This window comes from Alcanivorax sp. IL3 (assembly GCF_047495465.1).
Classification (GTDB): Bacteria; Pseudomonadota; Gammaproteobacteria; order Pseudomonadales; family Alcanivoracaceae; genus Alcanivorax; species Alcanivorax jadensis.
The window spans coordinates 1,832,383-1,846,287 of the sequence record NZ_CP179931.1 but is presented as its reverse complement, the minus strand read 5'-3'; the positions used below and the strand labels follow the sequence as shown (position 1 = coordinate 1,846,287).

At 56.0% G+C, this 13,905-nt stretch carries 10 protein-coding genes and 1 tRNA gene; 5 read left to right on the top strand and 6 right to left on the bottom strand.

The annotated features are described in order from the left end of the window. Positions 1-20 precede the first annotated feature (20 nt). The 5 genes from ACMG4M_RS08620 (at position 21) to ACMG4M_RS08600 (ending at position 6,493) form a co-directional block, all read left to right on the top strand. Entirely contained in the window at positions 21-1,838 is a 1,818-nt protein-coding gene (locus tag ACMG4M_RS08620; RefSeq protein WP_414429826.1) for an extracellular solute-binding protein, read from the top strand. Further along, a complete protein-coding gene (locus ACMG4M_RS08615; RefSeq protein WP_035244207.1) occupies positions 1,838-2,914 on the top strand; it encodes a microcin C ABC transporter permease YejB in 1,077 nt (358 codons plus the stop codon). The genes ACMG4M_RS08620 and ACMG4M_RS08615 overlap by 1 nt, the downstream gene beginning before the upstream one ends. Beyond that, positions 2,914-3,957, top strand: a complete 1,044-nt coding sequence (locus ACMG4M_RS08610) for an ABC transporter permease (protein WP_035244205.1) — start codon at positions 2,914-2,916, stop codon at positions 3,955-3,957. Before ACMG4M_RS08615 ends, ACMG4M_RS08610 begins: the two co-directional genes overlap by 1 nt. Further along, on the top strand, positions 3,954-5,582 hold the full coding sequence (locus ACMG4M_RS08605; RefSeq protein ID WP_272961880.1) for an ABC transporter ATP-binding protein: 1,629 nt from the start codon (positions 3,954-3,956) through the stop codon (positions 5,580-5,582). The genes ACMG4M_RS08610 and ACMG4M_RS08605 overlap by 4 nt, the downstream gene beginning before the upstream one ends. A gap of 110 nt (positions 5,583-5,692) precedes the next feature. After that, entirely contained in the window at positions 5,693-6,493 is an 801-nt protein-coding gene (locus ACMG4M_RS08600; protein ID WP_035244203.1) for an enoyl-ACP reductase, read from the top strand. A gap of 85 nt (positions 6,494-6,578) precedes the next feature. Here the strand turns inward: ACMG4M_RS08600 and ACMG4M_RS08595 are convergent, their stop codons facing one another. The 6 genes from ACMG4M_RS08595 to clpP form a co-directional block, all read right to left on the bottom strand. Continuing rightward, positions 6,579-8,510 (bottom strand): SurA N-terminal domain-containing protein, encoded by a 1,932-nt coding sequence (locus ACMG4M_RS08595; RefSeq protein WP_414429825.1) that lies wholly within the window; start codon positions 8,508-8,510, stop codon positions 6,579-6,581. Positions 8,511-8,676: 166 nt separating this feature from the next. Beyond that, positions 8,677-8,753: transfer RNA gene (locus ACMG4M_RS08590), tRNA-Asp, on the bottom strand. A gap of 10 nt (positions 8,754-8,763) precedes the next feature. After that, complete coding sequence (locus ACMG4M_RS08585; protein WP_035244197.1) at positions 8,764-9,036, bottom strand: HU family DNA-binding protein; 273 nt, start codon at positions 9,034-9,036, stop codon at positions 8,764-8,766. Positions 9,037-9,221: 185 nt separating this feature from the next. After that, the gene (gene lon / locus ACMG4M_RS08580) at positions 9,222-11,564 is read right to left on the bottom strand and encodes an endopeptidase La (RefSeq protein WP_414431127.1); all 2,343 of its coding nucleotides are present in this window, start codon (positions 11,562-11,564) and stop codon (positions 9,222-9,224) included. A gap of 82 nt (positions 11,565-11,646) precedes the next feature. Continuing rightward, on the bottom strand, positions 11,647-12,927 hold the full coding sequence (gene clpX / locus ACMG4M_RS08575) for an ATP-dependent Clp protease ATP-binding subunit ClpX (RefSeq protein WP_035244193.1): 1,281 nt from the start codon (positions 12,925-12,927) through the stop codon (positions 11,647-11,649). 131 nt (positions 12,928-13,058) lie between these two features. Beyond that, the gene (gene clpP, locus ACMG4M_RS08570; protein ID WP_035244764.1) at positions 13,059-13,676 is read right to left on the bottom strand and encodes an ATP-dependent Clp endopeptidase proteolytic subunit ClpP; all 618 of its coding nucleotides are present in this window, start codon (positions 13,674-13,676) and stop codon (positions 13,059-13,061) included. Positions 13,677-13,905: the final 229 nt, after the last annotated feature.

Here is a 13,905-nt window from a genome sequence, read left to right as displayed (position 1 = left end):
CATGAAAAAAAGGAGTCATTATGGCCATTCACAGCACTGTGCTGCGTGGGCTGTTTGTTGGGCTGTGTGCGTTCACAGCATTGGCACATGCCGAAATCCACAAGAGCCACGCCATTGCCATGCATGGCGAGCCCAAATATTCCCCCGGGTTCTCGCATTTTGATTACACCAACCCCAACGCCCCCAAAGGCGGCGAGCTGCGGCTGCATGTGATCGGCGGTTTCGACTCTCTCAACCCCTTTGTCTCCAAGGGCCGCGCCGCCGCTGGCATGGCGTATCTGGACAACTCCTACCTGTACGATTCACTCACTGTGCGCGGTGAAGACGAACCTTTCACCCAGTACGGCTTGCTTGCAGAAAGCATCGAATGGCCGGATGACCGCAGCTGGGTGCGTTTCCACCTTCGCGAGGAGGCCCGTTTCGCAGATGGAGAACCGGTGCAGGCCGACGATGTGGCCTGGACCTTTGACACCCTGATGGAGAAAGGCAAGCCTTTCTATAGCTACTACTACGCAGCCGTTGAACGCGTGGAAATCAACGATCCGCGCACCGTTACCTTTCACTTCAAGGCCAGTGACAACCGGGAACTGCCGCTGATCATCGGCCAGCTTCCCGTGCTGCCCAAGCACCACTGGCAAGATCGGGAGTTCGACAAAGACGGCATGCTCCCGCCCCTTGGCTCAGGCCCTTACCGCCTGGCCGAAGCGAAACCCGGCAAGAAAGTGGTTTACCAGCGCCGCAAGGATTACTGGGCGCAATCACTGCCTGTGATGAAGGGACGTAATAACTTCGATCGCATCATCTATGATTACTATCTGGATGAAACCGCGGCTCTGGAAGCCTTCAAAAGTGGTCGCTACGACTGGCGCCATGAAAACAATTCCAAACTCTGGGCCACAGCGTATCGGGGCCCGGCCTTCGAAAGCGGCAAGATTGTTACTGATGAAGTCAGCCACGGAAACCCCTGGGGCGCACAGGCCTTCATCTTCAATCTGCGCAAGGAATTATTCCAGGATGAAGTCCTGAGAGAGGCGATTGGTTACGCGTTTGACTTCCAATGGTCCAACGACAATCTGTTCTACGGACAATACAAACAGAACCGTAGCTACTTTGATAACTCCGAAATGGCCGCCACGGGTCTTCCCTCAAAGGCGGAGCTGGCATTGCTGGAGCCATACCGAGAGCAACTACCGGAAGCGGTTTTCAACAAGGAATACCAGCCTCCCAAAACCGATGGGTCTGGTCGTCCCCGTGAAAATCTGCGCAAGGCATCCATGTTGCTCAAGGAAGCCGGCTATCAGCTCCGCGACGGACAGCTTTACACCCCGGACAACAAGCCGGTTCGCTTCGAGTTTATCCTCAGCTCTCCGGCCTTTGAGCGCATCGTTCTGCCTTTCTCCCGTAACCTGAAGGCACTGGGTATTGTGGCCAACGTTTCCAAGGTGGATTCGTCCCTGTGGGTTGAGCGCATCCAGAATTTCGACTTCGATATGATTGTGTATCGCATGGGGCAATCCAGCTCACCGGGCAATGAACAGCAAGAATACTGGTCTTCCCAGGCTGCCGAACAGCCCGGCAGCCGCAACCTGATTGGCATCAAGAATCCGGTTGTGGATGCGCTGGTGGACAAGATCGTCGCAGCCCAGACCCGTGAAGAACTGATTACCCGCTGCCGGGCCCTGGACCGGGTGCTGCAATGGCAGCATTACAGTGTCTTCAACTGGTATTCCGACCAATACCGACTCGCCTACCAGTCCCGCCTGCGACACCCTGAACTTGGCAAGTACGTTGGCATGGATGCGGCCCTGGATACCTGGTGGGATAGCACAGCGAAATGATGCGCTACTACATTGCCAAACGGCTGCTGCTGGTTCTTCCTACTCTGTTCGGCATCCTGTTACTGAACTTTCTGGTGGTACAGGCCGCTCCCGGCGGACCAGTGGAAAAGACCCTGGCGGAACTGCAAGGAATTGGCGGCGGCGGCACCGGCAGCAGCTTTGCCGGCGGCAGTGCGGACACCGTCAGCGGCGGCGAATACCGTGGTTCCCGGGGTTTGCCACCGGAGCTGGTGGAACGTATTGAAAAGATGTACGGCTTTGACAAGCCTGCCCATGAACGTTTCTGGCTGATGATAAAAAACTATTTCAGCTTCGATTTCGGCGAATCCTATTACCGGGACCGTTCCGTCACCGAGCTGATTGTAGAACGCCTGCCAGTGTCCATCTCTCTGGGGCTGTGGAGCACCCTGATTGCCTACATGATTTCCATTCCACTGGGCATTCACAAGGCAGTCAGAGACGGCTCTCGCTTTGATGTCTGGTCAAGCACCGCGATTATTGTCGGCTTTGCCATCCCCAGCTTTCTGCTGGGCATCCTGTTGATCGTGCTGTTTGCCGGCGGCTCCTATTTCGAGTGGTTCCCGCTTCGCGGCCTTACCTCTGACAATTTTGATGAGCTTAGCCTGTTCGGCAAGATTGTCGACTACGCCTGGCATATCACACTGCCCACCATCGCCATCGTGGTCGGCAACTTCGCCACCCTGTCCATGCTGACCAAAAATTCCTTCATGGACGAAATTCGCAAACAGTATGTGCAAACCGCCCGAGCCAAGGGACTGAGTGAAAAGCAGGTGCTCTACGGCCATGTGTTCCGCAACGCCATGCTGATCATCATCGCCGGTTTTCCCGCCGCTTTTATCAGCATGTTCTTTACCGGTGTACTGCTGATCGAATTCATCTTCTCCCTGGACGGGCTCGGGCTGCTGGGCTTTGAATCGGTGATCAACCGCGACTATCCGGTGGTCTTTGGCACCCTGTTCATCTTCACCCTCATCAGCCTGTTGCTGAAGCTTGTCAGCGACCTGACCTATATGTGGGTGGATCCGCGCATCGACTTTGAACGGAGGGATAACTAATGGCTCTACCCTCCCTGCGTTTCAGCAATCCGGTATCGGCCCGCCAATGGCAAGCTTTTCGCAGCAACCGCCGGGGCTACTGGTCGTTATGGATTTTCCTTGTGCTGTTTATCCTCAGCCTGGGCGCGGAATTCATCTCCAACGACAAGCCCTTGCTGGTTCACTATGACGGCGACCTCTACACCCCGGTATTCAATGCCTACCCGGAAACCACTTTTGGCGGCTTTTTCGAATCGGAAGCCAACTACCGGGACCCGGTGGTAAAAGATCTGATCGAAGAGAATGGCTGGATACTCTGGCCGCCGATTCGATTCAGCTATAACACCATCAACTACGATCTGAGCGAACCCGCGCCTGCCCCACCCTCGGCGGAAAACTGGCTCGGCACCGATGACCAGGGCCGCGATGTGGCCGCCGGATTAATATACGGCTTTCGTATTTCCGTACTGTTCGGGCTGATGTTGACTCTGTTCTCCAGCATTGTCGGCATCATTGTTGGTGCCATTCAGGGCTACTACGGTGGCTGGCTGGATCTGGCCGGGCAGCGCTTTCTGGAAATCTGGTCAAGCATGCCGACCCTGTTCCTGATTATCATCATTTCCAGCTTTGTGACGCCTAGCTTCTGGATTTTGCTGATCATCATGCTGCTGTTTTCCTGGATGACACTGGTGGACCTGGTGCGGGCCGAATTCCTGCGCTGTCGTAATATGGACTATGTACGCGCCGCTCACGCCATGGGGGTGCGCACACCGGTGATCATGTTCCGCCATATGCTGCCCAATGCCATGGTGGCCACCATCACCTTCCTGCCTTTCATTCTCAACGGTGCCGTGGTGACACTCACCTCCCTGGACTTTATCGGTTTCGGTCTACCCCCCGATGCGCCTTCCCTGGGCCGCCTGGTGGGTCAGGGGAAAGCCAATCTGCACGCTCCCTGGCTGGGAATCAGCGTCTTTGCCACACTCACGGTCATGCTGACCCTGCTGGTGTTTATCGGCGAAGCCGTTCGTGATGCATTCGACACGAGGAAGTTTCTGCAATGAGCCTCCTATCCCTGCGTGGTCTGACCATTCGATTTGGCCAGGATGTGGCCGTAGATAACCTGTCCCTGGATCTGGAACCCGGCCACATGCTGGCGTTGGTGGGCGAGTCTGGTTCCGGCAAGTCCCTGACCGCCCTGTCGATCCTTGATCTGTTGCCGGATAGTGCCAGCTGGCACGCCGACACACTGACTCTTGATGGCGAAAACCTGCTCGGGCTCACGGAAAACCGCAAACGCGCCCTGCGCGGCGGCCGTATCGGCACCATTTTCCAGGAACCACTCACGGCCCTGAATCCTCTGCATACGGTGGAAAAACAGATCAACGAAAGCCTGTTTGTTCATCAGGGAATGAGCCGGCAGAAGGCCCGTGCGCGCTGCCTGGAATTACTCGGCCAGGTTGAGCTTCCTGCTACATCGGAAATGCTGGGCCGTTATCCGCACCAGCTCAGTGGTGGCCAGCGCCAGCGGGTAATGATTGCCATGGCCCTGGCCAACGATCCACAGATTCTGATTGCCGACGAGCCCACCACCGCTCTCGACGTGACCGTTCAGGAAACTATTCTGACGCTGATCAAGCGGTTGCAGAACGAACTGAACCTGTCGATCCTGCTGATCAGCCATGATCTGGCGGTAGTCAGCCGCTTTGCCGATGACATTCTTGTCATGCATCGCGGCAAGAAAGTGGAAGCCGGCCCCACGGCACAGGTGCTGGAACAGCCCAAGGAGGCCTATACGCGCCATCTGATCGACTCGGAGCCCCGAGGCCGGATGCCGCCACTGGCGGAGGATGCACCGCTGCTTCTGGAAGCCAGTACCATGGCGGTCACCTTCAAGGAAAAGCGCCGGAGCCTGTTCTCCCCTGCCCCGTTGATGCGGGCGGTGGATGAGATTGATCTTTGCGTCAGGCGCGGCGAGACCCTCGGTATTGTCGGCGAATCCGGCTCTGGTAAATCCACTCTGGCGCTGGCGTTGTTGCGCCTGGTAAAGAGCCAGGGCCAGATCCTCATGGACGGTACCGATCTGCGACAACTAACCCCCCGGCAGCTGCGCGGCTGGCGCAGCCGCCTGCAAGTGGTCTTCCAGGACCCATTCGGCAGCCTCAATCCGCGCATGACCGTGGGCCAGATCGTGGCGGAAGGTCTGGCCGTGCACGCCGGCAGCCTGTCTCGACAGGAAAGGGATGCCAAAGTCATCCAGATGCTCGAAGAAGTGGACCTTCCGGCCGAAGCACGACATCGCTACCCCCATGAGTTTTCCGGCGGTCAGCGGCAGCGTATCGCCATTGCCCGTGCCCTGATCATGGAACCCGAGCTGCTGATTCTGGATGAACCCACCTCAGCCCTGGATCGGAGTGTGCAATATCAGATCCTGGAACTGCTCAAATCCCTGCAAGAGAAACATGATCTCAGCTATTTGTTTATCAGCCATGATCTGAAAGTCATACGATCCATCTGTCACCGGGTGATGGTGATGAAGGATGGCAAGGTGGTTGAGCAAGGCGATACAGAGGCTATCTTTGACCAGCCACAACACAGTTATACCCACAAGCTCATGTCCGCGGCCTTTGCCACGGGAAACACACCGTTGCATTTGGCAACCCCTGAGCAGACGTCAAAACCCGTTTAATTGCCTATAATCAGTAACAAGTTGAAAGTTGAAAGTTAAGAAGCGCCATTAACACGCGCTTTTCGACTTCCAACTTCCAACTTCCAACTCAAAATACATCGAGGACAGACATGGGATTTCTAGCAGGCAAACGCTACCTTATCGTCGGCGTCGCCAGTGACCGCTCCATTGCCACGGGTATTGCCGAAGCGATGCACCGCGAAGGCGCCGAGCTGGCCTTTACCTACCAGAACGAGAAGCTGAAAAGCCGTGTCGTGAAAGCCGCAGAACGCTATGGCAGCAACCAAACACTATGCTACCCCTGCGATGTCGTCAGTGACGAAGAGATCGAGGCAGTATTCACGGCGCTGGGCGATCAATGGGACGGGCTGGATGGAATTATCCACGCGGTGGGCTTTGCTCCAGGCAGCGAACTGGATGGCAGCTTTGCGGAAGTGGCAACCCGCGAAGGATTCCGCATCGCCCATGATATTTCCAGCTACAGCTTCGTTGCCCTGGCCAAAGCCGGGCGTCAGATGATGGCCAACCGCAATGGCTCCCTGCTGACACTCACATACCATGCCGCGCGTCAGACCGTGCCGAACTACAACGTGATGGGCCTGGCCAAGGCCAGCCTGGAAGCCTCAGTTCGTTATCTGGCTTCCAGCATGGGACCGGACGGCATTCGTGTGAACGGGATTTCCGCCGGCCCCATCCGTACCCTCGCAGCATCCGGCATCAAGAAGTTTCGCAGCATGCTGGACTACAACGCCGCCAAGGCACCGCTGCGTCGGAATGTGACTATCGAGGAAGTGGGTAACGTGGCCGCTTTCCTGTGCTCTGACCTGGCATCCGGCATCACCGGCGAAATCACCTATGTGGATGCCGGCGCCAGCACCGTATCCATGCCTTTTGAGCTTGAAAACGAGTAAATCAGAAGAAGCACCCGCAACCCGGAATTGCGGCAAAAAAAAAGCTCACCATCGCTGGTGAGCTTTTTTTGTTTCTACCGCTCGATTACTGATCGGCAGAACTGCTACTCAGTCGCTGCAGATTAAGGTCCACATCACCTTCGTCGCGCAACAATGCAACCACCTGACGGAAGTTACGTTGCCCTTCGATATTTCCAAGCTCAAGCAGCGCGGCCTGTTGCTGGGCGTCCGACAGCGGTTCGGCATTACCGTCTTCCACCCGGGTCACCTGGTAAGCCACCAGAGAACCGTCACCCACGCGAGTCAGCTCTATAGCCGAACCTTCCCCTTCCGCAGTCTTCGGCAGCGCAAAGGCGCCGTTGACAACTTCCATGGAGGGCTCGGCCCCACCACGTTGAAGGCCTTCCTGCTCTTCAATCCCGGTCTCGAACAAGGCGGCGATCTCATCCAGGCTCGCGCCCTGCTGCAATTTCTCTTCTGCCTGTGCAGACAATTCCTGCACCCTGTCAGCAGCTCGCTCGCCCTTGAGGCGCTCGCGAATTGCGAAGGAGACATCTTCCAGCGGCAGCGGCTCCGCCGGTTTGTCGTCGAGGATACTGACAGCCAGGTACTCACCAGGGGCAGTCTCGATCAGATCACTGTTGTGGCGATCCTTACGAACCTGGTCACTGTTGAGAGCTTGCTGCACCTGACGAGCAGACAGTGGCTCAGGCAGCGACGACAGGGAAACCCAGTCGGTGCTTACGACTTCGATGCCAACCTGCTCGGCGGGAACGGTCATGTCGCTGTGTTCGTACAGAAGCTCTTCCAGACGTGCCACATCTTCATTCAGCAGAGTTTCCGCGCGGCCCTGTTTGAGATCTGCACGAATCTGCTCGGCCAGTTCCTCAAGTGTGGGCAAATCCTGCTCACGGACAACATAAGATACCTTGATCAGATGCACGCCGGCATCGGTCACCACCGGATCGGAAACCATGCCCGGCTCCAGACTGGCGATAGCCTCTTCCATTTCTTCAGGTAGCGCCCCCTTGGATACCACACCAAGATCGCCACCGGCGTCGGCAGAGCCTGGATCGTCGGAGTACTGAGCGGCCACTTCAGCAAAGGAGCCACCGGCGGCAATTGCCTGTGCGGCTTCAGTCGCACGGGTCTGAGCCTGCTCAAGATCTCTGTCGCCATTGATCTCGACAAGAATATGGGCCACTTTGCGAGCGGTGCTCGCACCTGATTCTTCCATGATAGAGCGGCGGACTTCGTACTCCGCCGCCACGTCTTCCTCACTCACGGATACCTGATCGGTGTAGTCCTGCGCTGACAGCTTCACATAGGCAACCCGGAATTCTTCCGGACGCATGAACTCTGCCTGGTTTTGATCGTAGTAAGCCTTGATGTCTTCATCGCTGACGGAAAAATCACTGCGTAGCGCGTTCAGGTCCAGCGTCACATAACGAATATCACGAACCTGCTCACCCAGTCGGCGCTGCTCTTGCAGTTCCGTTGGCAATGCAAAATTCGTTGCCATGAAGCCGGAGCGATACTGTTCTTTCAGCATGTCCTGACGCAGGCCCTGAATATAACCCTGTGGCGTCAAGCCACGGCTACGCAGTTCCCGCTCGAAACGAATCTCGGAAAACCTGCCATTCTCCTGGAAAAGGGGGACCTGATAAATATCGCGGGCGGCCTGCTTTTCGCTGAATGCCAGCTTGGCGTTATCCGCTGCTGCAAGAATCAGCTGTTCGTTAACCAGTCCTTCCAGCACCATTTCGGGGCGAACAAAGGAATCCAGCATGGACGGGTCCATATTCGGACTCTGCTGGCGCAGCATGTCACGAACACGCTCCACACGCTGATTCACCACACTGCGGGTGATTTTGTTGCCTTCCACTTCGGCAACCACATCTCCGCTTCCACCACCGGTGAAATAGCCGTAGAAACCGGAAATCACAAAAGGAAGGATAATCGCGGCAAGCAGGACCTTGCCCACGGGACCGCGGACAAACCGTCTGAACTCCTGCATGAAAATACTCCGTAGGGACTCTTATTAAAACCTGGAGCCGTGACTTAAGCATGGCTTCAGGTGAAAACTTTCGAATTCGATCTTGTTATGTGAGAACCGCAATTTTTACCACAGGTTCCCCTAAACGGAAAAAAGCGCACCCGCTTACGGCTGCGCTTCCTCAAACTGGCGGAGCGGACGGGACTCGAACCCGCGACCCCCGGCGTGACAGGCCGGTATTCTAACCAGCTGAACTACCGCTCCAGCAAACAGTTTAGTTCACCGCGTCTTTCAGTGCCTTACCAGCTTTGAAGCCCGGTACTTTGGCAGCGGCGATCTGAATAGTCTGGCCAGTTTGCGGGTTGCGGCCTTCGCGAGCAGCGCGCTCTTTCACAGCAAAAGTACCAAAACCTACCAGAGAAACGCTGTCACCTTTTTTCAGGGCGCCAGTAACCGCTTCCAAAGTAGCATCCAGTGCACGACCTGCGTCGGCTTTGGAAATATCCGCGCTAGCGGCAATCGCATCAATCAACTCTGACTTATTCACAAAGTTCCCCTTTCTGTTTTTCCCGGTTTTATGGTCGAGGCGTGATGTACTCTCCTCCTGAGCAAGCAGCCTTTATACCAACGGGTATAAGGAGCGTCAAGAAAGGAAAGGTATCATCGCACCCAAGTTAAAAAAAATGAAAAACCATATAGATCAATAATTTAAAAAGCTTCAATTCCGGCTCATTAATGTGTACTGGGCCGCTTTTCACCTTCCTGGTTTTTCTCTTCTGCGAGCGCCAAATCCTCTTCCAGTTCCGCTTCGCTCAGCGGGCTGGGTTGATGAGTCAGCGCCACATCAAGCACCTGGTCAATCCATTTAACAGGACGGATATCCAGGGACGACTTGATATTGTCCGGAATCTCCTTGAGATCCCGCTCGTTTTCTTCCGGTATCAATACCGTCTTGATGCCACCACGATGAGCAGCCAATAATTTCTCTTTCAAGCCACCAATGGGCAGAACCTGGCCACGCAGGGTAATTTCACCAGTCATGGCCACGTCTGCACGCACCGGTATACCTGTGAGCACGGACACCATGGCAGTACACATGCCGACACCCGCACTGGGGCCGTCCTTCGGCGTAGCACCTTCCGGCACATGCATGTGCAAATCGTTACGGTCCAGGGTGCGGCGACGGATACCAAGAGTGCCAGCACGGCTTTTCACAACCGTCCAGGCCGCCTGAATGGATTCCTGCATCACATCGCCCAAGGAGCCGGTAGAGATTACGCGGCCTTTGCCCGGAGTGGAAACACTTTCGATAGTCAGCAGCTCGCCACCTACAGAGGTCCACGCCAGTCCGGTAACCTGCCCTACCTGATCCTTTTCTTCCGCACGGCCAAAGCTGAACTTGCGCACACCCAGGTATTGTTCCACCAGCTCCTCGGTGAGCGCGACACTGGTACTCTCTCCAGCCAGCAGGTGTTCCTTGACTACCTTGCGGCAAATCTTGCTGACTTCACGCTCCAGTCCACGAACCCCGGCTTCACGGGTGTAATGACGAACCACGTAACGTAGCACGGATTCGTCGAAAACCACTTCGTCCTTTTTCAGACCATTATTCTTGATCTGCTTGGGAACCAGATACTGGAGAGCAATATTGACCTTTTCGTCCTCGGTGTAGCCCGGCAGACGAATGACTTCCATACGGTCCAGCAAGGGTGCCGGAATATTCATGGAGTTGGAGGTGCAGACAAACAGGGTTTCCGACAGATTGTAATCCACCTCCAGATAGTGATCGCTGAAGGTATCGTTCTGTTCCGGATCGAGCACTTCCAGTAGCGCAGAGGCCGGATCACCACGGTTATCCATGCCCATCTTGTCCACTTCATCGAACAGGAACAGCGGGTTCCTGACACCGACCTTGGACAGCTTCTGCACTACCTTGCCCGGCAACGAGCCGATATAAGTGCGACGGTGACCGCGAATTTCAGCTTCATCTCGCACTCCACCCAACGCCATGCGGACAAACTTGCGGTTGGTGGCATGGGCAATGGATTGTCCCAGGGAGGTTTTACCCACGCCTGGCGGGCCCACCAAGCACAACACCGGCCCCTTTACCTTGCCCACACGGCTCTGTACCGCCAGGAACTCCAGAATCCGGTCCTTCACTTCTTCCAGACCGTAATGATCCTCATCCAGCACTTTTTTGGCATGGGCCAGATCGTGACGTACCCGGCTGCGCTTCTTCCACGGCACCGATGTCATCCAGTCCAGATAGCTACGCACTACCGTGGCTTCCGCAGACATGGGCGACATCATCTTGAGCTTGTTCAGCTCGTTCATGGATTTCTCGAGGGCTTCCTTGGGCATGCCCACGCTTTCAATTTTCTTTTCCAGGTCTTCCAGGTCGTTACCACTGTCGTCCAGATCACCCAGTTCTTTCTGGATGGCTTTCATCTGTTCGTTCAGGTAGTACTCGCGCTGGCTTTTCTCCATCTGTTTCTTGACGCGCCCACGAATGCGTTTTTCCACCTTGAGCACATCAATGTCGGATTCCATCAGCGCAATCAGGTGTTCAACCCGCTCACGCACATCCACCATTTCCAGCACGTCCTGCTTTTCTTCCAGTTTCAATTGCAGGTGGGCGGCAATGGTGTCGGCCAGACGGCTGACTTCATCAATGGAGGAGACAGAGCCGGTGACTTCCGGCGCCACTTTCTTGGAAAGTTTGACGTAATCCTCGAACTGGGATTGCAGCGAGCGGGACAGTGCCTCCTGCTCACCCTCATCCGGCAGCCCCTCTTCCAGCTCTCGCACATCAGCGATACCACCTTGGTCGCCGAACTCGGCCTTGACCACGTGGGCACGCTGACCGCCTTCAACCAGCACCTTGACGGTGCCGTCGGGCAGTTTGAGCAGCTGCAGGATGGTTGAGACGGTACCGACCCGGTAAATGTCATCCGCACCCGGGGCATCGTCAGAGGCATTGCGCTGGGCAACCAGCATGATCTGTTTGTCGTCCGCCATGGCGGTTTCAAGCGCAGCAATGGACTTTTCCCGGCCAACAAACAGCGGGATCACCATATGGGGATACACCACTACGTCACGCAGTGGTAAAAGCGGGATATCTTTCAGCACGTATTGCCTCTATTGCCGTGGTGGCACCTTAATCCGGTGCCACCTTGGAAGACTGCTCGTTGTTCTCGTAAATCAACAACGGATCGGATTCGCCCTTGATGGTGGGACTGTCGATAACCACCTTGGCAACAGAGTCCATGGAAGGAACCTGGTACATGGTATCGAGCAGCACACTTTCCAGAATGGAGCGCAGACCCCGGGCCCCTGTCTTTCTTTCCATGGCCTTGTGGGCCACGGCGCGAAGGGCATCATCGCGGAAATCCAGCTCCACGCCTTCCATCTCGAACAGGCGGGCGTACTGTTTGGTCAGGGCATTGCGTGGTTCAGTGAGAATCTGAACCAGCGCCTCTTCACTGAGCTCTTCAAGGGTCGCGATCACCGGCAGACGGCCGATAAACTCGGGAATCAGGCCATACTTGACCAGATCTTCCGGTTCCACATCTACCAGCAATTCACCCAGGTTACGGGCATCATCCTTGCTCTTCACTTCTGCAGAGAAGCCGATACCACCTTTCTCGGAGCGCTCGCGAATCACCTTGTCCAGGCCGGCAAAGGCACCACCACAAATAAACAGCATGTTGGAGGTGTCCACCTGCAGGAACTCCTGCTGGGGATGCTTGCGCCCGCCCTGGGGAGGCACAGAGGCCACGGTACCTTCAATCAGCTTGAGCAGGGCCTGCTGCACGCCCTCCCCGCTCACATCACGGGTGATGGAGGGGTTGTCAGACTTGCGGGAGATCTTGTCGATTTCATCGATATAGACAATACCGCGCTGGGCCTTGTCCACATCATAGTCGCACTTCTGCAACAGTTTCTGAATGATGTTTTCCACATCCTCACCCACGTAACCGGCTTCGGTGAGGGTGGTGGCATCCGCGATGGTGAAAGGCACATTGAGCAACCGCGCCAAGGTCTCGGCCAACAGCGTTTTACCACTACCGGTGGGACCGATAAGCAAAATATTACTCTTGCCGAGTTCCACCTCATCACGGCCCTTGCTACTGCTGCGCAGGCGCTTGTAATGGTTGTATACCGCCACGGCGAGGACTCGTTTGGCTCGCTCCTGGCCAATCACGTACTCATCAAGGGTTTCCTTGATTTCGTTGGGCTTGGGCAGGGCTTCTCCGCCGGTGTCCCCGGTGTCTTCCTGCACTTCCTCGCGGATGATGTCATTACACAGATCCACGCATTCGTCGCAGATAAAGACCGAGGGCCCCGCAATCAGCTTGCGGACCTCATGCTGGCTTTTGCCACAAAAAGAGCAGTACAGCAGCTTGCCGTCGTCGCCCTTGCCAGTGGAGTCGGTCATTGAATCGCCTCTAAACCTGTGTATTTGAGTATTTGCGTCTCTTTGAAGATGCAGGGAGACGGGGGCTTTTTCAAGCCCGCCGGGCCTCTCAGGCCTTCCGTTAGGACACTTTTTGTACGAAGGTTACCGAATTACACCGGACGCTGACGCAATACCGCGTCAACGATGCCATATTCCTGCGCTTCTTCCGCGCCCAGGAAGTTGTCGCGGTCGGTATCCTTCTCCAGCCTTTCCAGCGACTGGCCGGTGTGATGCGCCAGCAGGCTGTTGAGCTGCCCTTTGATCTTGAGGATTTCCCTTGCGTGGATCTCGATATCCGAAGCCTGGCCCTGGAAACCGCCCAGCGGCTGATGGATCATCACCCGGGCATTGGGCAGCACATAGCGTTTGCCTGCTGCACCGGCGGCCAGCAGGAAAGCCCCCATACTGGCAGCCTGGCCCACGCACATGGTGGACACATCCGGCTTGATGAACTGCATGGTGTCATAGATGGACATGCCGGCTGTGACAGAACCACCCGGGCTGTTGATATAGAGATGAATGTCCTTGTCCGGGTTTTCCGACTCCAGGAACAGCATCTGGGCCACGATCAGGTTGGCCATTTGGTCTTCCACCTGGCCGATCATGAAAATCACCCGTTCCTTGAGCAGGCGGGAATAGATATCAAAAGAACGCTCACCACGGGCAGTCTGCTCGATCACCATCGGCACCAGACCCAGATTGGTGGGATCCTTGCTCAGCTCTTGCATTTCCGGGGTCATGGAGTTGATACGGCTCAAGTCGATCATGTAGCGCTTTCCTTCTCGTCGATCGTCCGGGGACGCTCTTGCGATTTATTGGTATCGGCCGGTAGCCGACCTCATCCTGAATGCTGCAATGGGGGCTGACATAGCCGAAAACAAGGCAGGCTGGACGAACAGGGCTTCCCGCATCTTATGACGGTGTATGGGGGGCGTCTATAAAAGTGGGCTTTGGCGG